This is a genomic window from Nitratidesulfovibrio termitidis HI1 (genome assembly GCF_000504305.1).
In the GTDB taxonomy this organism is placed as follows: Bacteria; Desulfobacterota; Desulfovibrionia; order Desulfovibrionales; family Desulfovibrionaceae; genus Cupidesulfovibrio; species Cupidesulfovibrio termitidis.
Genome location: NZ_KI632512.1, coordinates 3,079,602 through 3,105,770 on the forward strand (window position 1 = coordinate 3,079,602; position 26,169 = coordinate 3,105,770).

General features: G+C 55.6%; 19 protein-coding genes. 4 read left to right on the top strand and 15 right to left on the bottom strand.

Translation table 11 applies throughout. The features are described 5' to 3' along the window. Positions 1-35: 35 nt before the first annotated feature. From DESTE_RS12400 to DESTE_RS18260, 14 genes are all read right to left on the bottom strand, one after another. Positions 36-1,013: an AAA family ATPase gene (locus tag DESTE_RS12400; RefSeq protein ID WP_051384449.1), complete on the bottom strand. Its 978-nt coding sequence runs from the start codon at positions 1,011-1,013 to the stop codon at positions 36-38. Positions 1,014-1,115: 102 nt separating this feature from the next. Then, positions 1,116-1,475, bottom strand: a complete 360-nt coding sequence (locus DESTE_RS12405; RefSeq protein ID WP_035067977.1) for a hypothetical protein — start codon at positions 1,473-1,475, stop codon at positions 1,116-1,118. Between the two features lie 2 nt (positions 1,476-1,477). After that, the gene (locus DESTE_RS12410) at positions 1,478-2,734 is read right to left on the bottom strand and encodes a hypothetical protein (RefSeq protein ID WP_156925350.1); all 1,257 of its coding nucleotides are present in this window, start codon (positions 2,732-2,734) and stop codon (positions 1,478-1,480) included. A 70-nt stretch (positions 2,735-2,804) separates the two neighbouring features. Further along, on the bottom strand, positions 2,805-3,518 hold the full coding sequence (locus tag DESTE_RS12415) for an ERF family protein (protein ID WP_035067981.1): 714 nt from the start codon (positions 3,516-3,518) through the stop codon (positions 2,805-2,807). A gap of 374 nt (positions 3,519-3,892) precedes the next feature. After that, complete coding sequence (locus DESTE_RS12420) at positions 3,893-6,469, bottom strand: AAA family ATPase (protein WP_035067982.1); 2,577 nt, start codon at positions 6,467-6,469, stop codon at positions 3,893-3,895. A 23-nt stretch (positions 6,470-6,492) separates the two neighbouring features. Further along, complete coding sequence (gene brxL / locus DESTE_RS12425; protein WP_035067983.1) at positions 6,493-8,541, bottom strand: BREX system Lon protease-like protein BrxL; 2,049 nt, start codon at positions 8,539-8,541, stop codon at positions 6,493-6,495. Positions 8,542-8,554: 13 nt separating this feature from the next. Beyond that, a complete protein-coding gene (gene pglZ / locus DESTE_RS12430) occupies positions 8,555-11,068 on the bottom strand; it encodes a BREX-1 system phosphatase PglZ type A (RefSeq protein ID WP_035067984.1) in 2,514 nt (837 codons plus the stop codon). 12 nt (positions 11,069-11,080) lie between these two features. Beyond that, on the bottom strand, positions 11,081-14,605 hold the full coding sequence (pglX, locus tag DESTE_RS12435; RefSeq protein ID WP_035067987.1) for a BREX-1 system adenine-specific DNA-methyltransferase PglX: 3,525 nt from the start codon (positions 14,603-14,605) through the stop codon (positions 11,081-11,083). A 4-nt stretch (positions 14,606-14,609) separates the two neighbouring features. Continuing rightward, complete coding sequence (locus tag DESTE_RS12440; protein WP_035067988.1) at positions 14,610-15,149, bottom strand: hypothetical protein; 540 nt, start codon at positions 15,147-15,149, stop codon at positions 14,610-14,612. Next, positions 15,146-16,210, bottom strand: coding sequence for an AAA family ATPase (locus tag DESTE_RS12445; RefSeq protein ID WP_035067989.1), 1,065 nt, complete (start codon positions 16,208-16,210; stop codon positions 15,146-15,148). The genes DESTE_RS12440 and DESTE_RS12445 overlap by 4 nt, the downstream gene beginning before the upstream one ends. Further along, entirely contained in the window at positions 16,207-19,755 is a 3,549-nt protein-coding gene (gene brxC, locus DESTE_RS12450) for a BREX system P-loop protein BrxC (RefSeq protein ID WP_035067990.1), read from the bottom strand. Before brxC ends, DESTE_RS12445 begins: the two co-directional genes overlap by 4 nt. 14 nt (positions 19,756-19,769) lie before the next feature. Next, positions 19,770-20,381: a DUF1788 domain-containing protein gene (locus DESTE_RS12455; protein ID WP_035067992.1), complete on the bottom strand. Its 612-nt coding sequence runs from the start codon at positions 20,379-20,381 to the stop codon at positions 19,770-19,772. Then, on the bottom strand, positions 20,381-21,040 hold the full coding sequence (locus DESTE_RS12460; protein ID WP_245590839.1) for a DUF1819 family protein: 660 nt from the start codon (positions 21,038-21,040) through the stop codon (positions 20,381-20,383). The genes DESTE_RS12455 and DESTE_RS12460 overlap by 1 nt, the downstream gene beginning before the upstream one ends. 6 nt (positions 21,041-21,046) lie before the next feature. After that, entirely contained in the window at positions 21,047-22,072 is a 1,026-nt protein-coding gene (locus tag DESTE_RS18260; protein ID WP_035067993.1) for a helix-turn-helix transcriptional regulator, read from the bottom strand. 1,627 nt (positions 22,073-23,699) lie between these two features. Between DESTE_RS18260 and DESTE_RS12470 the strand changes: the two genes are divergently transcribed. Next, on the top strand, positions 23,700-24,020 hold the full coding sequence (locus DESTE_RS12470) for a CopG family ribbon-helix-helix protein (RefSeq protein ID WP_245590840.1): 321 nt from the start codon (positions 23,700-23,702) through the stop codon (positions 24,018-24,020). Beyond that, positions 24,020-24,295 (top strand): type II toxin-antitoxin system RelE/ParE family toxin, encoded by a 276-nt coding sequence (locus tag DESTE_RS12475; RefSeq protein WP_035067994.1) that lies wholly within the window; start codon positions 24,020-24,022, stop codon positions 24,293-24,295. Before DESTE_RS12470 ends, DESTE_RS12475 begins: the two co-directional genes overlap by 1 nt. A gap of 52 nt (positions 24,296-24,347) precedes the next feature. Here DESTE_RS12475 and DESTE_RS17670 read toward each other — a convergent pair whose 3' ends face one another. Then, positions 24,348-24,944 carry a YagK/YfjJ domain-containing protein gene (locus tag DESTE_RS17670; protein WP_084559451.1) on the bottom strand — a complete coding sequence of 199 codons (597 nt, stop codon included), beginning with the start codon at positions 24,942-24,944 and terminating at the stop codon, positions 24,348-24,350. A 521-nt stretch (positions 24,945-25,465) separates the two neighbouring features. Between DESTE_RS17670 and DESTE_RS12485 the strand changes: the two genes are divergently transcribed. Both DESTE_RS12485 and DESTE_RS12490 read left to right on the top strand, forming a co-directional pair. Continuing rightward, positions 25,466-25,708: a type II toxin-antitoxin system Phd/YefM family antitoxin gene (locus DESTE_RS12485; RefSeq protein ID WP_035069587.1), complete on the top strand. Its 243-nt coding sequence runs from the start codon at positions 25,466-25,468 to the stop codon at positions 25,706-25,708. Continuing rightward, positions 25,705-26,082 (top strand): type II toxin-antitoxin system VapC family toxin, encoded by a 378-nt coding sequence (locus DESTE_RS12490; protein ID WP_035067995.1) that lies wholly within the window; start codon positions 25,705-25,707, stop codon positions 26,080-26,082. The genes DESTE_RS12485 and DESTE_RS12490 overlap by 4 nt, the downstream gene beginning before the upstream one ends. Positions 26,083-26,169: the final 87 nt, after the last annotated feature.

Here is a 26,169-nt window from a genome sequence, read left to right on the forward strand (position 1 = left end):
AGTGGACGTGTTCGGCGCGGTAGCGGCGTCCCCGTTCACTCCCCCGTGGGGAACATGCGCTGGGCGATCTCGTGGAGGAGTGTGCGGGTTTCCCGTGTGGCCTTGAAGCCGAGCGTCCGGTCGAGGGCGTAGGCCACGGGCTGGATGCCCTGCCGGGCCAGGGGCTGGAACCGCTGGGTCAGGTCGGCCCAGCGGATCAGGGTGCGGGTGGAGAAGGTCACCTCGATGGAGGCGCCATGCGCCGTGCCCGATTCGCCCATGAAGAGACGCCGGACCTCGTTGGCGTAGTCGACCATGGTGCGCCGCAGGGGTGGGGGGAGTTGCGGCGCGATGCGCTCCAGCAATCGTTCTTCCGCTGCGGGTTCGGGGTAGCCCATCTCGCACAGCCAGAACCGGTCGAGGAAGGCAAGGTTCTGGCGCAGGGTGCCCTGGTAGAGGCCCGTTTCGTCGGAACCGCCGTTGGTGTTGGCCGTGGCCGCGAACCGGAACATGGGGTGCGGCGTGACCAGTTCACCGCCATTCTCCGGGATGCACAGGGGCTGGCCGTCGAGGATGCTGTTGAGCCCCGTGGCTGTGGCGGGTTCCAGTAGGTCCAGTTCGTTGAGCAGGAAGAGCCCGCCATGCTTCATGGCCAGAGCCAGGGGGCCGTACCGAAACTCCATAGACCCCTGATGCACGGAAAGGTGGCCCACGAGGTCGGGGAACTCCAGCCTGCCGTGCCCGGTGACCTCGAAGACCGGGTAGTTGAGCCGGGCGGCCAGTTGTCGGATGGCGCTGGACTTTCCGCTGCCGGTGGGACCGAACACGTAGAGCGGATCGGATGCGGTCATCAGCCAAACCACGATGTCTCGCGTGGTTTCGTGGAAGATGTAGTCGGGATCGGTCTTGGGGGTGTATGTCGATGGCTGGCGGTAGCCCTTGATCATGCGGCCCGACGGAGTGCCGCTGAACACGGCGCCGGCGTCGAGATCGACGGGCTGCAACGCGTGCAGGCCCGAATCGGTATGGGGCATGGTGGTGCTCCTTGATGATAATGGGGCGAGGATGTGGTGGCGGTTGCGGCGCTGCCGATTCGGCAACAAGTGGACGGCAGGTAGAGAGGGCAGCGAGGGGGGCTAGCCGAAGTCGATGGTTCGGAACAGGCGCGCGTCAAAGGGATTGTCCCACCAGCCGCCGAGAATCTCGGCATCGTCAACATCCTCGCCGATGCGCAGGAAGAGGTAGTCGTCAACGTCAAGTTCATCCATGACGTCGGTGATGAACCGTACCTCCTCGAAGTCCGCGTACCATTTGACACCTTCCCAGTAGTACAGCACGCCTTCCGAGTCCGGCGCGTCCTGCCTGAGGCCGTTTTGCAGGAACAGTTCGATGTCGCCGGGGTTCGTGGCATGCTGCCGTGCCTCGTTCATCGCCGCATCAAGCCGTGCCCGCCCGTTGCCGGACAGGCACAGGGCGACTTCGCTGTAGTATCCCATGGTCATTCTCCTTTTTTGTTGATGGGGCTGATGAACAGCCGTTCATGGGGCTGGCCGGTCTTGCGGGCTCGCTCCAGGATGTCCGTTGTCGTTTGGGGATCACCGGTCAGGGCTTGCAGTTCCTCCTGCAGGGCCGTCTGGTCGATGGTCTGTCTGCCGGGCATGGACGCCACCCGGAAGCGGTGCCTGCCCGCGGTTATCCAGTCCCGGGCCATGCTGTCGCTTGCCGCCGCGATGCGCTGGAATGCGGTGCGGATGCGCCCTTCAATGGCCGCGATATCGCCTTCGATGGCGAGTTTGCGCTCCTTCAGGCCTGCGAGATGGTCGAGGTCCGCCGCATGGGCGGGGCCAAGGTCCACGGGCATGCCGTCAATCCTCATGGGCCGGAACTTGGGGCAGGTGGCGTTGGCGTCGCACCAGTCGCACAGGGGGTGAAACCCTTGGCAGTACGGGAGGTCGTCAAGCGCCAACTGCCCCGCCTTGACGGCGTTGACGGCTTGCCAGAGGTCGGTGGCCGTGTTGCAGCAGATGCCGAGCATGGTCCGGTTGGGCGTGTACGGCCCGAAGGTCTTGGCGTCGGCCATGGAGATGGAGAGCACCCAGCCTTCGATGGTCACGCCTTCCGGTGTGCCTGGCAGGTCGATGCCAAAGAGCAGACGGGCCGCTTCCGGGAAGGTCTTGCGGGTGAAGACCGGTTGGCCGTCTTCGTCACGCAGCGAGCAGCAGGGGCGATGCCAGGTGCTCTCCAGCAGGCCGATCTGCCCGTAGAGTTGCACCTCGTTGGAGGTGTAGAGGGTTTCGGGCAGGTGCCCGTTGCTCTTGAGCTCCAGCACCCGAATGACGGGCGTCGGGGCTTCGTGGATGAGGGTAATGTCGAGATGGGCCTTGATGGGCACGCCGTGGAAGGATGCGCTGATTTCCAGTTGCGGGATGAGGCGGTGACCGCTTCTGGTGAGCGCGTCGGTGATCCCGGCCTCCTGCCAGTGGCCTCGATGCAGGGGGAGGTGGCGCTTCAGGATGGAATCGACATGCTGAGGCGGGATGGTGTGGGGCTGCGTGCGCGGTGACGCCAGTTTGCGGGCAACCGCCGAGCGCAGGCATTCCGTTGCGGCGCCGATGTCGGACATGCCGACGTAGGTGCTGCGGTCGCCCAGTTGGGTCTGCGTGGTGTGGATTTCTTGCGCGAGCAGGGATTCGGCGAGGAGGCAGAGAGGGGCCGGCAGTGCCGGAGGCATGGGGGATTGCGGGGTATCCGTCATGGGAGGCTCCATCAAGTGGACGAGGTTCCCCCATGGCGGGGGAATCCCCGCCCTTGGCGTGGTGTGTGGATCAGGCGGTCTCGGCGTACCGCCACCAGACCTTGCGCTCGGCGTTCCATTTGAACCCGGCAGCAGAGAGCAGTTGCTTGCGGGCAGACGTGTTGCCCGACGCCAGAGTGCAAAGGCGGCCATCCTGCGCGGTGGCCGTCGAGTAGTTTACCCCATCCAGCCGTGGCAGTGACGCCAGGGCTGGATGTGCTGTTTCTGCGGGCTTGGGCTGTGGTGTCGTCGGTGATTGGGACGGTTGCTGCGCAGGTGCGGCAGCAGGTTCTTGAGGCCGAGGCTGGCGAGGCGTTCTCTGCCGTGCGGGCCTGTCGCGGGATGCTGCCTCGCCGTCGTCATCGTCTTCCGTCACCATGCCGAGCATGGCCGAAAGTGCGTACCGGCGGGCATAGGTCATGGCGCTGCCGTATCCCTGCGGGTCGGCCTTGGGCAGGGGCATGACCAGCAGCGAAGACTGCCACTGGCCGGATTCCGCATGCGTGAGTTTGGTGACCAAGCCGAGGTGCCCGACCTCTGCCGGGACCGGGTACTGGGTCACCCAGATGCCGCTGGCCAGCAGCGCATCCCGGCAGGAATCCATGACTGAGTTGAGGGTGGCGTAACGGGACTTGGCGAACGGGTTCTCACGGTCCTTGATGGCCGGTTGCAGGGTGTGCTGAACGGTAATGAGGGCCTTGGCGAGGTCGGTGACCTCAGGGGAGGTGTACTGAAGGCTGTCCATGGTGTCTCCTTGAAAAGAGAAAAGCCCTGATACACGGGGTATCAGGGCGGTTTTCGGGAATATCTCCCCAGTATCATAGATGTAATGTATATCTGAAAAGATGATGAATGATGCGCCTTACAGCATGGCGGGGCACGATGCCGACTGCCTGTCTAGTCGAGGTAAATGATCCTGAAAACATCGCCGGAACGTACCCTGAACTTCGCCCATGAATCGTTGGCGTATTCGTTCAGTTGGAAGTTCGTTTTGTCCTGGGCCAGAATCCAGGTGAGAGAAACCTTTCCGGATGTAGACAATACTCCTTACCGCTGAAATCATTGTGTGTTTCTATGTGAGCGATGTGCCAGTCGGATGTATGGAGGGCTCTCATGCTGCTACTCATTCACCGCAGAGGCGGGGCGCTTCGCGTATTCTTCACGCCAGTTTTTCAATAAAGTCATGTCGGTCAAAAGATCGTCTGGCTTCGGTAGCTCCACTGGTGATTCTGCTGGCTGTGAGTGTTCAAACCCGGAATATTTGGTCATGAGCGAATCAAGGAGGTTACAGTCCGCGTCCTTCAATTTGGCCAGATCCTTGAGCCTCAACGTATGGACCGGTCGTTGGAATCTTTGAACCACCCCGCACAGCAGATCATTTTCAATAGAGCGCTCCACCAACATCCTGAAGTCGCTGCATATCGACTTCAGCAAGATTTCGGCATGTTCAAATTCGCCGTTCTCGCTCGCCTTCTTTGCATCCTGATATCGCTGATTCATGAGTGTGTTTAGGGCGGATTTGATGTCACTCTGTGAAAGTGGAATGGGGGCTGGCTCTCCGGTACCCCAGTCCGCAGAGCGAATACTCACCACATCGGGCTTGATGGTCTTTTTCTCGGCAAAATGCCTGACCGTTCCCAGCAAGGACAGGCGGTGAGTAAAGACAATGACCTGTTTATCTTGAGACAACTCGATCAGCCTTTGAACCACGGCCTCTTCATAGCTTTGGTCAAGCGAGGATATTGGATCGTCAAAGATAAACGGGGCTTGGTTGCTCTTGCCGGTGACGTCGGCCAAAAATGCCGCAATGGAAACGATCCGTTTTTCTCCCTCGCTCAGAACATCGGCGAGCCCGTTCTGAGAGGCCCCTCGAAGCTGGAGCTTATGAAGGACGCGGCCCTTGGAGACTTTTGATTTCACGAGTTCAACCTTCACCTGAGACGCGCCGAGGGTCTTGAGTTCCGCGTTGAATCTTTGCACGAACGCATCCGTGATCAGAGCTTCTGCCAGCTCCCCTTTCTTCTGGGACAGGGCTTTGGTGTTGGTCGACTTCTTGGCTTCCTGAATCTGGTTCAGTAGCTTCAATCGGGCGACTTCTTCATCAATGGCGGCGCGGTGCTCAGACAACCACTTTCTGGCCTGTAGGCTGTTTAGCTTCTTCTTGATCTCCTCACGATTGTCGCTTTTGGCGTCTTCGTCATATTTTGCCGCGAGTTCACCGAGGCTTTTCGACTGGGCGCTGGCTTTTTCGATCCATTTCGGTGAGATTAGAGGATCGGGAATGGCTTCTTCGGAATCAATTCTAGGGAGCAGGTCTTTTCTAGCCTGCAGTTGAGCAAAGAAATCCGTCACTTGGTTGGCGACTTCATCCTGTGGAATCCCAGCCGCATCGATACGTGTCTTCAGTGTCTCCGATGTCGGTAGCGCCTCGATAGTTTGAGTGGCGGTCTCGTATTCCTTGGCCGCATCCAATGCGGCTTTCTGCATTTCGCCCTTCACGAAATTTTCGAAGGAGACCAGCCGCTCTTTAGCTGCCTGGGTCAAGGTCTGGTGGCACAGGACACAACGGGAATCATCAGCAACATTCGGGTACTCGGCCTCTTTGTAAGCAGCCGATACGGAGTAGTTCCGGGCCGCTTCCCATAACTCTTTCCAGACATCAGAGCCGAGGCCTTCCAACTCGCTTCCAGAGAACACCTTTTCTGCCGCCGTATCTGCCGCCGCCTTCTTGAGAATCGACCTCTTCTTGGCAGCAATGATTCGTCGATAATTCTCGTTTGACAATTGTTTCAGATGCTTTTGGGCATCCTGGACCAGGGTGTCGATATGCTGTTTCTGCCTTCTCAGCTGGTTCGCTTTTTCAGTCGGTGCCTGTTCGGTAAGGCGTTGCTGCAGCGTTTGCATCTCGGTTTCGTCAGTGCTGCCGAACGAACAATGCTTGTCAATATCCTGGGGGCTGGTCTTGGCGCTGATGGCTTCGTACCAGATGCCTTCAGGAGTTACCTTCTTGTCACCCAGGATATTCGGCTTTTTGGACTGGTGCCGGGTGGCCTCGGCGTCCAAGGCCGATGCGACTTTTTCGCATGCGAGGATGAGCGAGCTGAAGAACGATAGAACCGGCGGTTCGTATCTCACCTCGTCTTCGCTGCTGACAAAGACCTTGCCGAACGAGGTGTCGAAAATATCAACGCTATTGAGATCATCGCAGATCCCTTGTCCTGACCACGTGTGACTCTTCGGAATGCCGTCCTGCTCAAACGAAATGCAGGCTTTCTGTACGGCAGAGCCGGGCTTAAAGACGTTGCGGTGGAGGGTACCTGTCTCGCGGGCTCCGCATGCATGTTTGAGGAGTCTGACATAACCGGATTTTCCTGACCCGTTGTTGCCATAGACAATCGTGATATTGCTCTTGCCAAACTCAAGTGGCTTTTTCGGAGCAAGGGCGTTTACTCCTTCGACTCCACTGATTGAACACAAACGCAGGGAGCCTGCTGCGCCCTGGGCGAACGCGGCAGCAGGAAAGGAACAGGTCGTTTTGGACGGCTTACAGTCGGCTTCTTGCTGACACAGGGTTGCGAGCTCAGAGACATCGTTGTCAGTAAGCGCAGACTGCTGAAGTAATCGATTCGCCGCAATCTGGAGCCACTGGGCGCGCTCTGAAAACCATTTGGCCAGTGATGCCGATATCCCGCTCATGTTATTCCCCCTCAGGCTTCCCACTAGTGTTTAATGAACGTCACCTCAAACGCCTTGCATGGGCGGTATTGCTGCAGTCGATTGGCGAAGGCAAAGGCATCGTTCATCTCATAGTGCTGAAAGATGTCGAGGCCGCGATCCAGGGAGATTTTCCAGCCGTGGTCGGTCACGATGTGGCGGGCGTGGATAGTGCCGGTACCGTCGAATTCCCAGGTGAAATTCACGCCAACGCTGCTGGCGGACTCCTTCATCTTCTCGAAGTTTTCCCTTTGTTGTTCGCCTTTGAATTCATCTTCCGTCGTTACCAGATGTACGGACACTTCCTCATCCGGAGCCTTGTGCTTGACCACTGTTTCCAAAAATTCCATGAAGTTGCGCATCTGGTAAAACAGGCGGATGTACGGGTCGGTGACGGTGATTGCGGTCGCGCCCTTGAGATACGGGCCGAGCAGCGTATCGAAGGAAAGGCCCTTCTGGTTCTCCTGGAATGTGAGGTGTTTTTCTTTGAGGGCAGGCTCGGCTGGGGCCAGGGGGGCGGATGGACTTTGGGGCGAGTCCGGTTGCGCAGCTTCCAAGATTTCCCCGTCTTCACTCGCGGCAATGGCCTTGTGGTAGTAGTTGGGGTACTCCTCTTCTTCGAGCGTGGTGACCGGCTTGTCCTGTCCGTCCGTACCTCGATAGGTAAAGCGGACGTTTCCGTAGGTGGAGTCGATGCGCATCAGTTGGTCTTTGACGCGCTTGCGGCCTTCAATCGCGAATCGTAGCAGTTCCTCGACCTCTTCCGTGGTCGCCCCACCATGCGGGAAAAGTATCTTCATCAAGCCGGAGAATGTCTTGTTGATACCATCGCGGTCCCGTGTCGAGATATCGGAGGAGAGGGAGAAGTGCTCCTTGTAGCGGTCCGAGTAATCGTGGTTGCGTAGCGAGCGGAGGATCTCAGCCAGGTAGTCCACCACGAATCCGTAATCGCTGGAGAACATCTCACCCCGAATGATGTCGACCTCCCAGCCGGGGATATAGAAATGAATTCGGTCAAGAAACGCGGAGTCATAGAACTTTTCGGGCAACTCGCAGAACAGGTCCGAGTGCTTGAGCATGTAGGCCACAGTGTGCTGGGTGTTGCCCACGAACACCATGGATGCCTCCGCTCCCAGCGTTTCGACGCCTCGCGAGAAGGACTTATTGGCCATGTAGTTCTTCATGATATCGACTAGGGCCTTGTCCACGCGCTTTTGCTTTCCAGCAAACTCGTCGAAGGCAACGCAATCCCAGTAGCCAACCAGGCCAATTTTTCCGGAAGAATTGTTCACGAACAGTTTGGGAACCGTAACCTCGCCACCGGAGATCAGGATGCCGTGCGGCGAAAACTCAGAGTAAATGTGTGATTTACCTGTCCCCTTGGGGCCAAGCTCGATCAGATTGTAGTTGCGCTCGCAAAAAGGGATCAGGCGGACAAGCTGGGTCAGCTTGCTGCGCTTGCCGAACCTCTCCGGATTGAAGCCGATGCTTTGCACCAGCAGGTCGATCCACTCGTCGGTGGTGAATCGTTTGCGGGCCTCAACGTAACCGTCGAAATCGAAATGTGAGAGTTGGATCGGTTTAAGGCTCGACAGTATCCAAGGGCTGGCATTTTTGTCTTCGGTGAATTCGTACTCGATATCAGCGATACACCACACGCCGCTAACCAGAAGTTTGGGGTAGGCCTTGACCGTAGCTGAGCCTACCAGCACCTTTTTGATGCCGAGATTGGAAAACTCCGCCTCATAGACATCCTTCTTCTCATTCAGGTCAACGCTGATTTTGTCGATGACCTTGTAGCGCCCCTTTTCCTTGATGTTCGAGCGGACCAATCCGGCTTCATTCCGGTGCACGTAATGCTTGGCAAGGATATCCTTCACCGTTTCGATGCCAGTCTGGATGGTAGGTTCATCGCTGGTGGCGCAGTACTGGCCCAGCAGGTATTCCAGTACGTAGGAGGGGACGATGGCGTTGCCCTTGACCGTCTTGACGAGGTCTTTGCGGACAACGAGTCCCGGAAAGTGTGTGTTGATTTTCTGGTCAAGCTTGTTCATCAGTGCCAGTCCCTTAAAGGTCGAAGTCGCTGGTAAATGAACGTCGCATCAAGTACCGGAGCGACTTGTATTCCTTGTAATGCGAAGTCCCGGCGTGCTTCTCCTCCAGTCGCAGAGTGACTTCCTGGCCGTTCGCCTCATCGGCCTTGCGGGTCAGCACAAAGCGCACCTGCAGTTCTCGTTTCCGGGGATTGTCCGCGCTCAGATCAAAGATCAGGTCATGGCTGTCGGAGATCAGGTCGCCTGCCTCGGTGTAGATGCCAGCCCGCAGCACTCGTGGCTGAATCTTGTCCGTCACCGGCCCGGTCTGGTACATGGTCACCGCCAGTTGGCCGGAGGTAATCACCGAACTGGCCCCGCGCAGGATGTCCACCTCAACGGCGGTGACATCGCTCTGGCGCTTCTTGTTAATCTTGAGCACCGGGATCACCACCTCCTGCAACGAGGCCCCGCCATGAACAAAGCGGCTGCCGGAACCCTTTAGCCGCAGGCGGTTGATCGACTTGGGAATCTGCACCTCCACCTCACCGGCAAGGCCAAGCTGCTCGGGGGTGAACTTGTGCAGGCTGGATGCCTCAGTAAGCCCTTTGCCAAGCACGAAGCGGCGGTCCCGGAACAGAATCTGGTCGCCCTCGGCATCGACCCCGGAAAAGTCGCTCTCGTCGATGGCGCGGTTCTGGTAGATGAAGCCATGGTCCGAGGTCACCAGCAAGTTGTTGGCGTTGGCCCCGGTCAGCTTCTTGATCAGGCGAATCAGCTCCTGCAGGGTTTCTTCCACTGCCTCGAAAACCCGTTCCTCGGATTCCCGCTTGTCGCCGGTGGCGTCGATGCGGTTGTGGTAGACGTAGATCACGTCGTGATCACGCACCAGCGCCCGGCAGTCGTCCCCCTTCATGGCCATCAACTCGTCGACCTTGCAGGCGGTAGCCCGTTGACTGATTGCCTGTCCAAGGATCTTGATGCGGTTGGCCGTTCCCTGGGAGCTTTGCCCATCCACCAGCACGGTGCCGGTTTCGTTGTAGGCAATCGCCAGATCCTTGTTGGGCAGAAGCGCCGCCATACCGAGCTGGGTGTAGCTGGGCAACATCGAAAGCGCCGGTTCCAGTTCGGCGCTGTAACGGTCCTCTTGGCGGATTAGGCTCAGCAGTTCATCGCCGACCTCGTAGCGCATGGCATCGGAGATGATCACGCAGACCTTGTTGTCCTTGCGCAGGAACGGCCGGACCCAATGCTCGAAAAACTCCTTCTGCTTGCGCACGGGAAAGGCTTCCCACTTCGATGCCGCATCCACGAAGGTCTGGAAACGGTCGCCCAGCTTCAACAGGTAGTTGTTGGAATAGAGGTTTTCGATCTGATCGGTCAGGCTGCCCATCAGCGATGCCTGTCCCGACATGCGCACATGGTAGGTGAACTTACGGTAGAGCTGATCGAGCAGATACCAGAAGCGGCTGTAGCGCTGCACGCCTTCGGCCAGACTTTCCATGGTCAGATTGGCTTCGCCCAAGGCGTGGGTGAACTGGGCGGCGTAGTCGACCGCCTCGTATAAATGCCGGTATTCGCGATACCAGTGGCCTTGTCGCCGCTGGCGAACCCAGATCGCCACGTCTCCGCTGGAGACCGTGCGGGCTGCCACCGCCCGTACCAGATCACTGATGATCTTCTGGTCGATCAGGCGGAAGTAATCCAGCTCGATCAACTCGCGGAAATCCCGCTTGGCCAAATCCTGTTCAATACCAAGGACCTCGGCGCATTCCCCCGAGAGGGTTTCGAAGCCGCCTTCGAACTGACGGCTGTCCTTCCAGCGCTTGAGAAACACTAGCGCGTCACCGGTCAGCTTCACTTGGTTCTCGGCGCCCCCACCACCCACAGTCATCGCATAGCAGGACTTGAACAACTCGATGGCGAAGTCGCGGATGCCCGGCTCGTCGGACTTGTAACCATAGCAGCGGGTCATCTGTTCCCAGAGGAAACCGTCCAGGCTGCACCGAGCGATCAGTTTGATCTTCTCGTCCCGGCTGTCGGCCAGTTCCTGCAGCAGGTTTTCCACCACCGCATCCATGCGTGGCTCGCTACCGGTGCATACCGCCAGCATCTTCAGGCGAATCTGCCCGGTGGTGTCATCCGCTTTCAGCAGCTTCTTGAGGGTGTCCTTGCGCTTGATCGCCTGAAAGAACTCCGCATGGGCCTGCACCACATCCGTGAACTCCAGGCCGAGCTCCAGTTCGGACAGCCAGATGGCCACCTGATCGGTGCGGAACTCGCCGTGGGCCAATTGTACATCCAGCAGCCAGTTATCCAGATCGGCGGGCTGAGGGCCTTCCCGGTAGAGCAGGAATTTCTGTTCCGGTTGCTCGCGCAGCAGTCGGTACTTGATGCCGTACTCGTTGTTGGTCAGCTTCAGCTTCTCGACGCCGGGCAGTTGAAGCGCCTCGAAATCGTCGCGCAACTCCTGCTTGGAGTCGTACCAGAAGACTATCCGGTGTCGGTCGAAGAGCTTGGTCAGGGCCTGGGCAATGCGGTCTTCCATCAATGGCGCTCCTTAATCCTCTTGCGCATCCAGGCCGACGATCTTCTTCAAGGCCGCTCGGAATTTGGGGTAGTTGACCTTGACGCCATCGTCGAGGTCGATTTCCACTTGCTCGGTGGCCAGCGGGTACAGCACCTCGCGTTCGTACTCTTCCATCTCGGCGATCATCTTGGTGATCTTCTCGATCTCCTTCAGGGCCTTGGTCTTCTCGCCCTGGCTGCTGCTGGCGCTGATGCTGACCGCCTCAAGATGGTTCTTGTGCGAGGTGAGCTTGGTGCGGAACTCGCGCAGGTAGTCGTTAAGCACCACGCTGACCGTATCGGGACGGTAGCGGTGCATGTAGATCAGCGCGTTGAAGCTGCCTTTGGGGCTGGAGAACAGCCAGTAGATGGGCCGCTTCTTGTAGCGTTTCACATGGTCGGTGTAGAACTCGCCAAGGAAGTAGTCGCGGATGGAGTAGTTGCGCTTGCCCTTGATGTTCAGCGCCTGCTCGACGAACCGGAGGTTTTCCTCGTAGTAATCCTCGCCAAACGCCACGCGCAAGAATTTACGGAAGCGCTCGGCGATATCGTCGGTGAACCAGTCGCCATCGAGCATGGGGATGACGTTGTCGTCATCGGCCGGGAAGCTGGGCTCCGGAATCCGCTTCAGGTAATCCTCGATGGTCTCTCCCTGGTTGGCCAGGATCAGGCCCGGTTTGTCCAGTGCATAACGGCCAAACATGCAGCCCACGGCATAGGAGACCATCTCGCGCATGGTGTCGGCCAGCAGCAGCGCCTCCAACTCGTCCTCGCTCTTGTCGTTGCCGTAGCGGTAGTGCGGGTTACAGGTCAGGGTGATTTCGCTGAGGTTAACTTTTTCATTCAGCTCATCTTGCAGGCCGTAGGCGTCAATAAAGATGCGGTTGTTCTCTTGCTCCAGCCGCTGCATCTCCAGCGTCATCTCCCGCCAGTGGGCGCGGAGCTTCTGGTAGGTGGCTTTCATGTTTGACTGACGGTAGTCGGGATTCAGGAGCGGCAGACTGCTGAAGTTCCAGGAGGTTTCGCAGGAGTCCCAGTCTTGGCATGAAAGCCTTACTAACTTCCCTGAGTTGGTCTGGATAGTTTGTGTACGGTCACCAGAATCAATAATTCTGATCTCGCTAATTTGATTGGGGCCAAAATTTACCGAGGGGGCGAGTATTTTTAATACTTCGATACCAACTTTCGAATTAAGGAGCGCCATTGCGGTGTTTTGACTTATTTTATTTCCAAAGGCACACATGCCTGCATTTGTAAATATAAAGCCATCGCCAAACTTCCTGACACTTATAAGATCGGATGAAATAGCACTCCAAGTTATTCCATTCTCAAAGTAATGCCCCATGCCCGTGACTGTACGAGTTACCGAGTTGTATTTCTTCTTGGCAAGCTTTTTTATTTCCTCGCCATCGTTAAACCAGTTCAAAACAGCTTCTTGAAATCCATACCATTTCCTGAATCCACCACCGTGATTTATCGGAACCCATTGCTTGTCTGGTACTGAATGACAAGTAATTTTCGAAAAAGAAACCTCTTGCCACCTGCGAATAAACCTTTCGTTATCCAGAGTCTTCATTCCCTGAGCAGTATCAAGATCATCGCCAAGTCTTGCGCCAGACTCGAATGCTTGAATGGTTGGCTTTGATGCCCAGTACGCTATCGGATGTCCGGGAATTCTAGAAAAGTCATTGGCAAGAGAACGATACAACCAGCCGCAGTTTGGGTTTCGGATTGCTTCGAGAGCCATCGACGACTTTTCTGTCTCTGATTTGCCATCAACAAGTCGAATAAATACACCTTCCTTGTTTGAGATAACGGAATTGCTGCAAACGAATGCAGTTGTTGAAACAACGGAGCCACCAATAGAGTCAAACCCACGCTCACCAATATGCATCATTGAGAGTAGGGTTGCGCGAGACAAAAGCTTGGTTCTGAGAACCTCAAAAGAAGAAAGAAACATCCAGGCTTGCATGTTTATCATCGCAGTCATGCCTTGCTTTAACGCAAGAGCCAACGACCTTTCCATAAACATCGCAAAAAGATCCGACTTCGCATCGGGGTAGTTATCTTTCGACCACGAGCCCAAGCGACCATTCATGCCTCCACTGCTCATATACGGAGGATTGGCAATCACCACATGGTATTTCGGGCTCAGGTAATCGGCCTGCCGCAGGGCTTGCAGCACCTTCTGGTGTGTCATGCTGATAAACAGCTGGCCGGAGACGTTCTTTGACTCCAGAATCCTGAGCATGCCGTCCACGTCGGTGACGTCAGGGCGAATCAGGGAGCCGAAGTTGTCGGCCTCTTCGAACTGGCGCAGGGTGGTTTGCAGCGGCGCGGTAAACAGGTCGCGTCCGACGAAGTCCATGTAGTTCTTCAGTTCGCCCTCGGCGAAGTGGACATTTTCCAGCACGCAGATGTTCGGCTTGACGCCCTTGTTGAAGAAGCGGCGCTGTTTTGCGCGGGCCTTCATTGTCAGGGCAAAGGCGGCCAGTTCCCCGGCGCGCTCGTCGATCTCGATGCCGTAGAGGTTATTGGTGAGGATCTTCTCCGGGATATCGGCGGGCTCGTAGCCTTCCTCCTCGTAGATGGCATAGAGCAGGTCAAAGGCATAGGTGAGCATGTGGCCGGAGCCGCAGGCCGGATCGCAAATCTTGATCTCTTCCGGCTTACTGATGCGGAGGAAATCCGTCTCGGCCTGTTCGGGCTTGATGTAATAGTCCATTTGCTCAATTAGCTTCGAGCCCGGACGGTTGAGCAGCCACAGGCGGCCGAGGGAGTTTTCCACCAGGTAGCGCACAATCCAGTGCGGGGTAAAAAGCTGGGTGGCGGCAGGGATGTTTTCGGGCGTGATCTTCTTGTTCTTCTTCAGGCCGTCAAACACCTCGTCCTTCTTCTCGGAGATGTAGAACTGGTAGAGCCAGCCGATCACCTCGACATCCTCGCAGGCATTCGGCGTCATCGCCTCGCGGGTATAGGCGAGGATGGAATTGCCCGAGAGCAGGTCGTCGGGCATCAGCAGTTCGGTGTAGTCGTCGATGCGCTGGAACAGGAACGGCATTGCCTTGTTCCAGAAGTTGCAGGCGGCCACCACCAGCAGCCGGTAAGCCTCACCCTGCGGGTCGCGGCTGGGGGCTTTGCCATCGAGCAGGGCAAATACCTGTTGCCGGACTTTGGCGTGCGCCATTTCTTCGTCAACGTGGCCCATTTTGGCTTCAGCCAGAATCTCGGGCTGGAACTGTCCCTCGGCGGGAGACACAACGCTGATGCGGGTGTAGCGGTTCACATCCATGAAACGCAGGGCGCAGAAGCGGTTGAACCAGATGTAGGCCACCCGCTCGATGACCTGTTCCTTGCCGTGCCCCTTGATCGCCTCTTCCAGTTTCTTGATGGCCTCGGCACGTTCACGCCGGGCGGCGCTGTTTTCAGCCAGCACCAGTTTTAGCTTGGCGGAGACCTGTTTCAGCAGGCTGCGGCGGGCGAACTGGGCGAATTTTTTTAGTTTTGCGGTTTCCATCTATTTAGGCTCCTCCAGCTGCAGCAGCGGCCAGGCGGGTGACCGGCCACTTGGGGAAGTTTTCATTCCATTTGTCCAAGTTGACGACATGGCAGCTTGAGGCCAGGGCCTGGGCCCAGCGGCGTGATGCTTTGCCCACCGGCAGTTCCTTTTTCAGGGATTTCTGCATCCGGCTGTTCAAAGCGTTGTCAAAGGTGATCAGGCAGACATAGTGAACCGGCTTATCCACCTTCTGCTCGGCATGCCGGTAAAGATAAGAATCTCGGAATTTGTATTTCAGGTAGTTCTTCAGCCACTTGAAGCTGGCTCGTCGCAATTTTGTCTCGTCTTCGGTCGCTGCGCCAAGGACATCGTAAATCGACGGGTCGTCGTAGTCCTTCAGCTCCACGTAGACATAGGCCTCCTCGAACTCAGCGATGATGTCGACGCCTTTCATGGGCGCACCGTGAAATGTGGGCTTTGTGCTGTCCTTTTCGTCAAAGACGAAAGCGTCCAGTGCGTCATTGAAACAGAATTCGAAACCGTCGGCCTCAACGATCTTCATTTGCCGAGGCCTCCCATGTCGTTTTCGATCTCTTGGTTGATAAGAAAGCCAAAAGCCTCGTCAATCGGGTTTGGCGAGATTCTCAGGTAGTCCTCGGTGGAGGCGACTTTGATCTCGGAAGTTTCCGCATCACGGTACAGGCTATGGAAGCGTACGTGGTCGTCTTTGCCCTTGTCCATGAGCAGATCGAACCACTTAAGCAGCACATAGTCGTGGGTCGCCAGAAATATCTGCTGGCCGTTTCGTGACAGCTCCAGCAGGATATGAACGAGCAACTTCATCAACTTGGGGTTCAGGTTGGATTCAGGCTCGTCCCAAAACAGCGGGCCACTGACACCGGGCTGGATCGCGCCGGTTTCCAGAAGACGCGAGAGTATCCCCGCCTTGCGGAATCCTTCGGCCATGGAGTTGGCGGAGTATTCAGTATTCTCGGTTTTGAAGGTGACCTTGCCGCCGCCATAGAAAACGAAACGGCCGCCGCAGATACCTTCGATCTCGGCCATGGCCCATTTGGATTTCTCGTGCAGGTTTTCCAGACGGACCTCGGGGAGATCCAGCAGCAGGCAGATGTCCTGATATGTCTGGTCAAAAGAGAGGCCGTATTTCTCGTACAGGCTGTTGAACCCCTTCATGAACGAGAGGACTTCCTTGGTCGGGATGAATACCGCCTCGGCTTGGTACTGCTCGTAGTTGGCGCGATCTTGGATGGCCAGCGCCTTCGAGTTGTTGAAGAAGGTCGCGGCGATCTTCTGCCCCCCAGCGAACCTCGCCGACAGATAGGCCTGGTCGGTCGCGCCCTGGCGATGCATCTTGCCGAGTTTGTCATCCAGCGGCATGAAAAGGCGCAGTAGCTTGGCTGTCAGAGCCGCTTCAAGCTCATCGTCGCTGGTGTCGGGCTTGTTCTTAAACAGGGGCGCACCGGCGCAAAGCCCATAGGCCGCCTTGAGCAGATGAGTTTTACCGGTGCCGTTCTCGCCGATGATCACGTTGATCTTGGGCGAGAGCTCCAGCGTCAGGTCGGTGAAGACCGTGAGGTTTCTCAGTTCAAGGCGCTCGATCATATCTGAATCCTTTTCCCTTTGCGGATTTCATCCAGCAGCGCCTCTCGCATGGACTTCAGGTAGCGTTCCACGTCGGTCTCGTCAGCCAGCCAGGCCTTGTCGAATGAGACCTTCACCGAGCGACTGGGCACATACTCAATGCGCGGTTCTGGCTTGGCCGGTGGCGTGGGCTTCGTCCCTTCATCCGGCTTGACGAATCCACCGGGTTCCGGCGTAGGTTCTGGTATTGGTGCCGGTTGCGCCCAGGAGGTCATCTGCGAAAGCAGGCGCTGGTAGTCGCTTTCCTCAAACCGACGCAGGGTATCGCGGATGACGGCGATCAGCTTCTGGCGCTCGATGGCCGCATTGAATTCATTGAAAGGACGGGTGATCTGCTCCTGTTGATCACCGTTCAGTGCGCCGAATTCAGCCATGCCGCAGAGGCGGCCTTTGAGGGCGGTGACCGTCTCCTTGGCCTTGGCAATCTCGGTATTGATCTGAGCAGTGACCTTCCCCTGCAGGGTTTCGACTTGCGTCTTCATCTGCTGCATGCGGTTGCCCTTGAAGCATTCCGGATCGGTCAAGCAAGCGACCACCTGTGCGGCTTCGTCGCCTTCGATGTAGGCGAAGTTGGGCTCCTGGGTTTGAACGAACTTGCGGGCGTTATCGAAAATGTCTTTCTGCGGGCCGTTCATGAACTTGCGGACAGGATCGATAACGCTTTCCTTCATAGTGAGCAGCGCGTCTTCCTGGCGGGTGAGTTCGGTCAGGTACCAGGTGTAGGGCTTACCGATCAGCTCCTTGAGCTTCTCAAGCACCGGCATCAGCGTATTCAGGAACGGATACAGGGGAGCTTGGGCAGCAAGCGGGCTGAGCTGACGCATGAGTTCCTGAAGCGCGGCGCCAGCTTCCTTGCCGAGCTCCTTCGCTTCACTGGCCCCGGGGGGGGCATCAAAGAGGTCTCCCAAGAGTTCCTTGAGAGCGCGGACCTGCGATGCAGTAAATTCGACCTGCGGTTCCAGCACCACGTTGCCGTGCCCATGGGTGTTACGCAGTGCCCGTTCCAGCGTGTCTTCTTCGAGAAGGTTGCCGTCGGTGCGAACCTCGATCTTGCCGCGGGCGCACAGGTTGGCCAGGGTACAAAGCACGGCAGCGTAGTGCCAGCCGTAGGGTTTGCGCTCGAATTTCTCCAGGAGGTTTTTCAGCGTGGTACGCACGCCCCCCCGGTTATTACTCTGAATGAACGCCAACAGCTCTTGCTCGGACTCGGCCAGGTTGGTGACGTCGTTACCGAACAGCCCATGCTGCGAGTGCTTGAGGCATTTGGCGATGTCGTTCTCGGTATAGGTGATGCCACGCAACATGCGAAGGTTCGGATAGGCGCGGGAGATGAGCTCGTGGAATCCGCGCAACACCCGGGTCTGCGCATCCTCGGAACCGATCTCAATGTCGGTACCTGCAACGAACAACTTGGCCTTGCCCATCAGGCTTTGAACGCGCTGCTGCAACTCGGCATAGCGTTGCCGGTTCTGGAAGCCCTTGTCGGTCAGGATGCGTTTGACCGCCTCCTGCTGGGTGATCGACATATTCTGGCGGATATATTTCTCCGTCTGCTTGTACATGAGGGTGTCGCGAACTAGGCGTGCGTCCAAGGGCATCAGGACCAGCAGTTCGTCCCGGCCCATGCTCTGCATCCGCAGGATGGACTCGTTTTCGGCATTTTCATGGAACGGGCTGATGACATGGATGGCCAGTTCGTACTCGCGGCCGTGCAGTCGATCGTCAAGTTTTCTGGAGAACGGGTAATCCTGGCCATTCTCGTCGTAGCGGATCTTCCGATGCTTGAGGACATGGTCGAAAACGATCTTCTCAAGCTCGGTGGCAACGTCTGACGACTCCACCTCGGTGTTCTTGATTTCCTGCTCGACGTCTTTTTCCTCGTCGGTCAGGTACTCGTAGAACTCGCCATTGCGCTGCACGTAGGTCTGCTGCTCCAGGAGGCTGAGAGCTTCCTCGACTCGCTTCCTCAGCGCGGGCAGATCCTGATTGAAACCGTCGAGCATCAGGACGCACAGGTTGCGAACGGTTGGCTTGAACTCCTTGACGTACTTGACCAGGAAAAGCGTTTTCAACAGCCGAATCGCAAAGGGACCATCCAGATGCTTTTCTGCCTGGATGATGGCCCGCTGGATATTGGATTTCAGCGCGGTGCGAATGCCTTCGAACATCAGGTCGAAGGTCGCCAACTGGCCGATTTCATGCCCCCCGATCTGGATCGCAACCTGCTGGAACACCCCCAGCATGGAGCGTTCGCCCACCGAGCTGTGCTTGCCCTCGAAGGCGTTATGCTGCGACAGATTCTGAATGGCCGACTGAAACAGCGCGAATTGGTAAGGAATAAACGGATAGCTGTGAATGAAGTGTTCCCGATCCTGGTAGTTCCTGTAGGTTTGCGAACCGTCGGCAAAGTCAAACAGGGTCTTAAAATTGTTGGATTGCGCATGATAGATGCCTGAAAGCAGACGAACGCCTTCTTCGGTTTTCGTCAGCAGACGCTTCTGGATAACCTCCGCCACATCGGCGCTGGTCAGTTTCATGCGGTTGGCGAACCGAGCCTGGATCTTCGAGAAGTCGTTGCCTTGCTGCTTTCCCATTTCGCCGACAACAGTCCCCATATCTTCTTGGGCGGTCACGATGACCCATGCGCGGCCCCTGCATTTGGTGGCCATGCTCTCGGCGATGGTCTGGAGGTTGGTCATTAGCTTGATGTTTTCAGCGATGTACTGACCGACCTCATCGACAAAGAAGTTCAGGCGAAAATCTGGCGATTGTCGCTCGATATACGCATGTACCTGCTCGGCAAAATCTTCGATGGAGACACGGTACTGGCTGCGGTATTTATCGAGTATCCCCATGGCCGATGCTTCGTCACCACCGGTTGCCTGGGCATAGGCTTTAGCAATGCTTTTCCCTTCCAGCAGAGCCTGCTCGCGGCCCATTTGCCATGTTCTGCCTGCTGTGGATTCATAGGCAGATTTGAACTGTTGGTAGATGCCGCGGCTGTCGAGGTCGCGCTCGAACTGGGCGATGTGCCCCTGTTTGCCGTAATAACCGCACATCTCGTCAAAAACCTTAACGAAGACGGCAAGAAGCGCATCGACTTGAGTCTTGCTGATGACGTCCGCTTTCTGGTCGATGTTGAACAGAATGCTTTTTGATGGAATGGCGACGGCTCGTTTGAGATCACCACGAAGGATTTCGTTGTCGCCACACTTGGGCAGGAACAGGTCAAGAGCCGTGGCCCCGTCGATCTGTCGGTTTTCGAGCAAGAGGGCCAGCATCTTCAACAGGTGGGATTTGCCTGACCCGAAGAAGCCGGAAACCCAAACGCCGTTGGCACCTTCGTAGTTGTTGTAAGCGTCCAGAAAGGACTCAAGCCGTTTCTCGACCTCGTTGGTCAGGACGTACTCTTCAATCTCGAGGCGAAGGCTGGCTTCATCATCAGCTTTGATGACCCCTTCTATCGGACGGTCAACTGGCTTGTTAAAAATGGTCTTAAGAGTCATCACGCTGCCCTCGTTTATGCTTCGCAATGAAAAATGTTAAATGCCCTGTAGTACTTGTCATCATGCAGCCTTCCGAAGAGATCGAGCGATGCTCCAGACTCCAGGGAGTGGGTGTAGGCTCCAGGAAAAAACATGACGGTTGGTTTTTCTTTCGCCGTGCTCTGCAGATTGTTTAAAACGTTGTGCGAGCGGATGTAGGGGAATACCTCACCAACGCCGGATAAAAAAAGAACTTCGAAATCCGCGCTTGCCAGTTTGGCAGCAATGGCCGGAACAAGATGCGCTTCGGGGTCAAGTACGCCTTGCAGCAGTTCCTTTAGTTGTTCTTTGGAGACAGAATTTTCCATTTCGACAATATTGTTCCAGATTTCACGTTCTTTAAGGATTTCAATCGAAATGTCATACAGATTGATTTCCAGAATACGAACGCCGTCCTGCTCAAGGCGATTGATCAGTTGGCGCTGGAGTCGCTCCATTTCCACAGATTCTTCTGGCTTGAAAGGACAGATAAAGAACGGAACCTCATTGCCAAGTCCTTGCTTATTGAGAAAACGCTGGCTCGATATTACAGTGAAGAGATGCTGAAACCTGTCCTGCATCGACATTCTGGCTATATCTGCCGTCATCACCTCACCACCTTCACATCAGATTCAAATACAGGGAAGCACAAGGCCTCCCCGTGACTGCCTTGATGGATTAGTTCCCATAGTCGCGGGCTGAGAATGGCTGTCTGTATCATGTTGTTGGCTGTTAGAAGATCGGCTTCGCGAAGTATCTTGAACAGAACCTGTCGCAATTTGCCTCGCGTTGTCGGGGTGATTTCGTCCAGTTCCAGATGCCACTCAGCTTTCCTGTTGAAGAAGGAATCGAAATCCTCGTGGGTTAGATCGCTTTTCAGTGTGATGTAGCGCTCTCGAAGCACTTCAACAGCAAAATCAGCAATGAATTTGTACCGACGGCAAACGGCGAGCCACAGGAGATAAGCCTGCTCCTGATGGGTGCCCTCAACGAGGAATTCAAGTTCGCCTGGGCTCAACGTCTTAAGTCGAGAGGTGACCTCGCGGAAGACTCGTTTGAGTGTATTCAGTGTTCTGGCCTGTAGTAAATTTTCTGCGATAACCTTGTCTCGAACAGGGGGCCAATCGCCAAGGCCAAGATACAGCGTGGCCAGCTTCACCGATTCACGGAGAAAGAGGCCGCCTGTTGTAAAAGCCATGATGTATTTAGTACTATCCATGTAAATTAAGTCCGCTTGATGGAGGTCGACCCCGTTGTCGTGACCCATCTTTTCTCATTTAAAGGCGCCCTTAACTTCACACTCTAAATACAATTCTTTTGCTTCTCCAAGCTCCTGAACAAGCTGCTGTCTCAGATGTTGCGGAGAGATCAGCTCCGCGTGAGTGCCAAAACTGAGTACCCATGACGTTAGCTCGGCTTCGCTTCGTGCTGCAAGCTCAAGCACAACACCTCCGTCCTCTTGCGCTGTCAGCGATTGCTCCGTGCTCCATCTTCTCTCCCGAATGTATGGCGCAACAGACCGATCAAAACGGATGCTGGCTTTGAACGGTTCTTGCGGCATCAGACCGAAAAGTCCCTCTGCCTCGCTCGGGGGCAGAGGGAGGTTGAACGACCTGCGTGTAGGAGTGGCAGATTTGAATCTATGGAGCGCAAGCAGCATGGGATGCACCGGTTCAGGGGTTCCCTTCGGTGTGACTTTCCATGCGGACACATACAACGCCTCACGATACGCGATGATTCGCATGGGGGCGATTTCATGAGTCTTGGGGGCGTCGCGGTTAGCCGCGAGATACTCGATTTCGCATACGTATTTTTTCCGGATCGCCTGCAGCAAGGTGTCAAGAAATCCGTGGAAAGGCGTGTAGTCGATTTCTCCGCGAACCGATACTTGGACGCATGAGTCCAAGGCTTGGCATCGCTGGCTAGGCTCGGGAAGGAGGACTGTGGCTTGCCTGATCGTGCGTGTTACCGAGGTGCGAATCTCCTCAGGAAGCAGGTGCACCACAAGGTCCCGACAAAGGACAAGCTGGCTGATTTCAGCCGGACTCAGCGAAACCTTCGGCTGTTTTTGTGGTGACCGAATGCGATAGAAACAGGTGCGTGAGCGTGTCTCACGCTCAATCTTGGCTTCGTGGCTTAGTTCGATCTCTTCGATGAGCCTGGAGATCGTTTGCTTGGAACATTTGAATATCCGGGCAAGATCCGGAAGGGAGTGCCATTCCCCGGAGAAAAGTAAGAGGCTGAACAAGCCGAGAAGCTTGCGCGAAGGGGAGGCCTCTTGGTTGATCTTGCGGGGCATATATGATTCTCCTAGGCGAAAAATCTCACGAGACGATGCCAAAATATGGAATCAAAGAGAAGTAATTTTGCGAGCGTCTGGAGCCTTATCGCAGGAGATGCGATGGGAAACGCGCCGGACGTGGCCCCCTGCCTTGGTGGCTAACGCTGGCAATAGGGGGCGAGGCGCTGCTGGTGAGCAATGCCTTATCGGGGCTAGCCCCGCACTTAGTCAGCATCGGGAGCAAGGTAAATTATATCAGTATGCTGCGCTTCGCGCCTGGCGTTTTCTGAGCGACATATCGAATTGGAACTCTTGAAAACAACGTCCCATGTCCTGTTTCGTAGAGCTTTGGCCAAAATACCCCTAGCTATTTTGTGTGAGAGGTGCTGCGTGGCAAAAGCGACAGATAAGTGGAAATCCAGCATAACAGAGCGTCTAGAAAAAATTTGCAACAACAATGGAAAGGTGCCGCGCGCAATCGCCCATGCCATTATTACGCGCTCAGCTTGGTGGGAGTTGCATCCATCAGGACCTGTCCGTGCCCCTAACCACGCGGAAAGGATTGAAGAGGAGTCAGGTTCGTGGGTTATTGGCTTTGGCGCGAATACTTTTCTTGTCTCAGTGGCAATATGCCGGTGTTGTTCGCGCATTAAGGAATGGGCACTACGACAACAAGGAAATATTCCCGCAAATTCTTGGGCTGAATTATACTCTTCTCTGAGCGGCATATTGAGGGGTGCCGTATCAAACTATGCCGGCGACGAATATGATGTATATGGGGATTTTTCACAGGATAAAATAATATTTGGCGCTCAAGCAATTAGTATTAACGACTTCATTAAAGCGCTAGGAAAAGAGCTAGCGCTTGATGAAATATACACATTTAAATCTCAATCAAAACTGTACGGGCCGCCTATAGGAAACTTTAAAAGAAATAAAAATATCCCCTTATGGCGCCAATGCCCTTGGTGCAGCGCAGAAGTTGCACCTGGACAGCTTGGCACTCATATGAGTGAAGCTTGCCCCAACAGCCCGGCATCACGCCGATCTAGTTCTCCTGCGCAAAAAAACACAAAGGCCGTCGCGCCCACTACCGCTATCACTTCCAGCCTCCATGAGCGCGCGAGGTGTCCATGGTGCGGCGTTTGGGTTTCCAAGTCCAAGCTAGCAACGCATCAAGCCAGTCGATGTCCGAAGCGCCCATCCCGAACCTAAGGCAGGATCAGGGAGGCTATGCCGCGCATTTACATTCGATAACACCTGGATGTTATGTGTGTTTTTAGCGCCCCGAGCATCCGTCCGCTCCCTATGCCATGCCTCGATAGGCAGTCCGGAGGGCGGCTTGCTCCTTCCAAAAGAACGCACCATCAAGGAAGTCTGGCCAGCTTTCTACTGGAGTTGCCCCTGCTAAGCCGGACACCCTGCGGTTGCTGATGCGCGGATAAATTCTCTGGGGGATTTCATCCGCAAGCCCTTGTGAGGGTGCCTCTCGTTGTAGTCCTCGAACCAGCCGGGAAGCTGGGCGGTCATGAAGAAGGGGCATTTTCCGCTGGGCCAGGTGGTGTGTTGGCTTGCTTGATTTGTTTTTAATCACTATGATTAGCTCGGGGTTAATGTTTTGACCAACGAGGGGGTAGCCATCCTGATGAAATATCAGATGATGGAGTCTGCACAGAGCAAGACTGAGGAGAACGTCATGCCCAAGGCTGAAACTCGCGTGCTGACTGCTCATGTACCTGTGCCACTGGCAGAAAAGGTAGACGAGGTGGCTAACCGTTTGGAACGCTCTCGCGGCTGGATCATGAAGCAAGCGCTCTCATCTTGGATCGCCCAAGAGGAAGAGCGCGACCGGTTGACGTATGAAGCGCTCGCCGACGTGGATGCGGATCGCGTCATCGATCATCAGGCTGTGCAGGCATGGGCGGATAGTCTGAGTACCGATGAACCGCTGTCGGTGCCTCGCTAATGAACCTGAAATGGACCAGCAGGGCGCTTTCCGACCTGGCACGTCTGTATGAATTCTTGGCCCCTGTTGACCAGCCTGCTGCCTCACGGGCGGTGCAGGCATTGGCCAAGGCTCCGACCGTCCTGTTGACCAAGCCGCGCATCGGTGAGCAACTCTTTGCGTTCGCCCCTCGCGAGGTCCGGCGGTTGCTTGTCGGGCATTATGAGATGCGTTACGAGATTCAGGACTCGACAGTCTACGTGCTGCGACTGTGGCATACTAGGGAGAGTCGCTGAAATGGCTTGTATCTGGTCCAGTGTAGACAGTGCCAGGGCATATAACTCCTGATCAGTTGTCAAGGAAGCTCGCTCCCCATTCACGCACATTCAAGGGGGCGTAGCCCTTGGTCCTCGTTTTAGACAGGTAGCTGGCCCACTCCACACAACGACCAATATCCCGTTCATAGCAGGCATCATGACGATCCAGGTGGATGAAGTCAGGGTGCCTGTTGCCGTCTCTGCTTCGGTTGCACTTTTGAAGGAGGCCAGGGTAGTCGATCCCAAGGGCACGCTGCCAGAGTTGGTCTGCCTTCTCCATGTGGTTCCAGCTATGGCATGTGAGGTTGCCATTTAGGAGGAGCATCACGTGGTAATGCTGGTGTTTTTCTCTGGATTGTTCACGTACCCAGACGTACTGGAAGGCTATCCCCTTGCGGGATAAATAGCGTGTAAAGCTGTTGAAAAAGCGCTGAATGTCGTCGTTTCCACGGGATGAATAGAAGTTTCTCGGATATCGTAAGTCAAAGCGGATGAAGAGCACTCTGCTGAATCTACTCGTCATGTATTCAATGCGGTCAATGATGGCATCGAGTATGTCGATACGACAGGGCTTGTCGTCATACGCTTGAACTGGGTAGTCTTTGTAAGTGTTTTCTGTGATAAACATGGCGTACTCCTTTGTTTGGCTATTGAATTAATGAGACGTGTTATTTGTTACACAAAAAGAAGCCGACACTTGTGATGTCGGCTATTACTACGGCTAGCTTTGGCTAGCTGGTTATGTGTTGCTATGGTTTTTGTCGTGTGTATATGTTATATCAAGATGTTTATGTGTTTAGTGTTTATTTATGAATAATGAATATATAATAGATACATAAGAGAGATAATACCATTTTAGCATGTGTGGTTGTGGAATATAAAATCGATATATTTGGTGTTTATGTGTTTAAAATAGATTGCTGATGAAGTTTTGTATGATGATTTTTTGTCAGACTTATTTTTTACATACTATGTATACAGAGATGGTATTCGTCTGACACTGCTGCCGTGTTTGGTGTAACCCCCCACCGAACGGTCGATAGCTATTTTGGGCTTGCTGACTCGTCCGGCACCGGAAGAGCTTTCCTTGACTTCGGACTAAGCTCTAGCTAAGTCTAAATGGACAAGGAGTATCGTATGGAGGTGGCTATGAATATCGTCCCCATGCATCAGGCCAAGAGCTCTCTGTCGCAGTTGGTAAAGCGTGCAGCGGGTGGTGAAACCATTTTCATCGGCAGCTATGGTCGAGCAGAGGCCGTCCTTAAGTCGGCCGCAAGTGCTAAGCCTAAAAAGCGCCTTGGTCTTCTGAAGGGCAAGCTGAAAGTCCCCGACGATTTCGACGCTCCTCTGCCGCCGGAACTTCTCGCGGCGTTTGAAGGGAGCGAGGAATGAGACTGTTGCTGGACACCAACGCGCTGCTCTGGGCGTTGACCGATTCCCCGCGCATTGAGCCTGTGCGGGGGCTGCTGCTCGCTGATGAGAACGAGGTCTTTGTTAGTTCCGTGTCTTGGTGGGAGATCGCCATCAAGACACGCATCGGCAAACTTGATGCCGAGTTGTCCGTGCTTCGTGCTGCAGCGCAGGACAGCGGCTTCCTTGAGCTTCCCCTGCTTGGTGCGCATGCGGAGATGCTGGCGATCCTTCCAAGGCACCACAACGACCCCTTTGACCATATGCTGGTCTCCCAGGCCATGGCCGAACCCATGCGGCTGATTACCGGCGACACGGTACTCTCCAGTTACACGCCGCTGGTGCTCCAAATTTGAAGGTGTGAGGGGGGCACTTGCCCCTATCGTGTCCAGCAAGGAACCGGACAGCCGATTGGGTGGGCAAGGGATCATGGCGAGTACGGG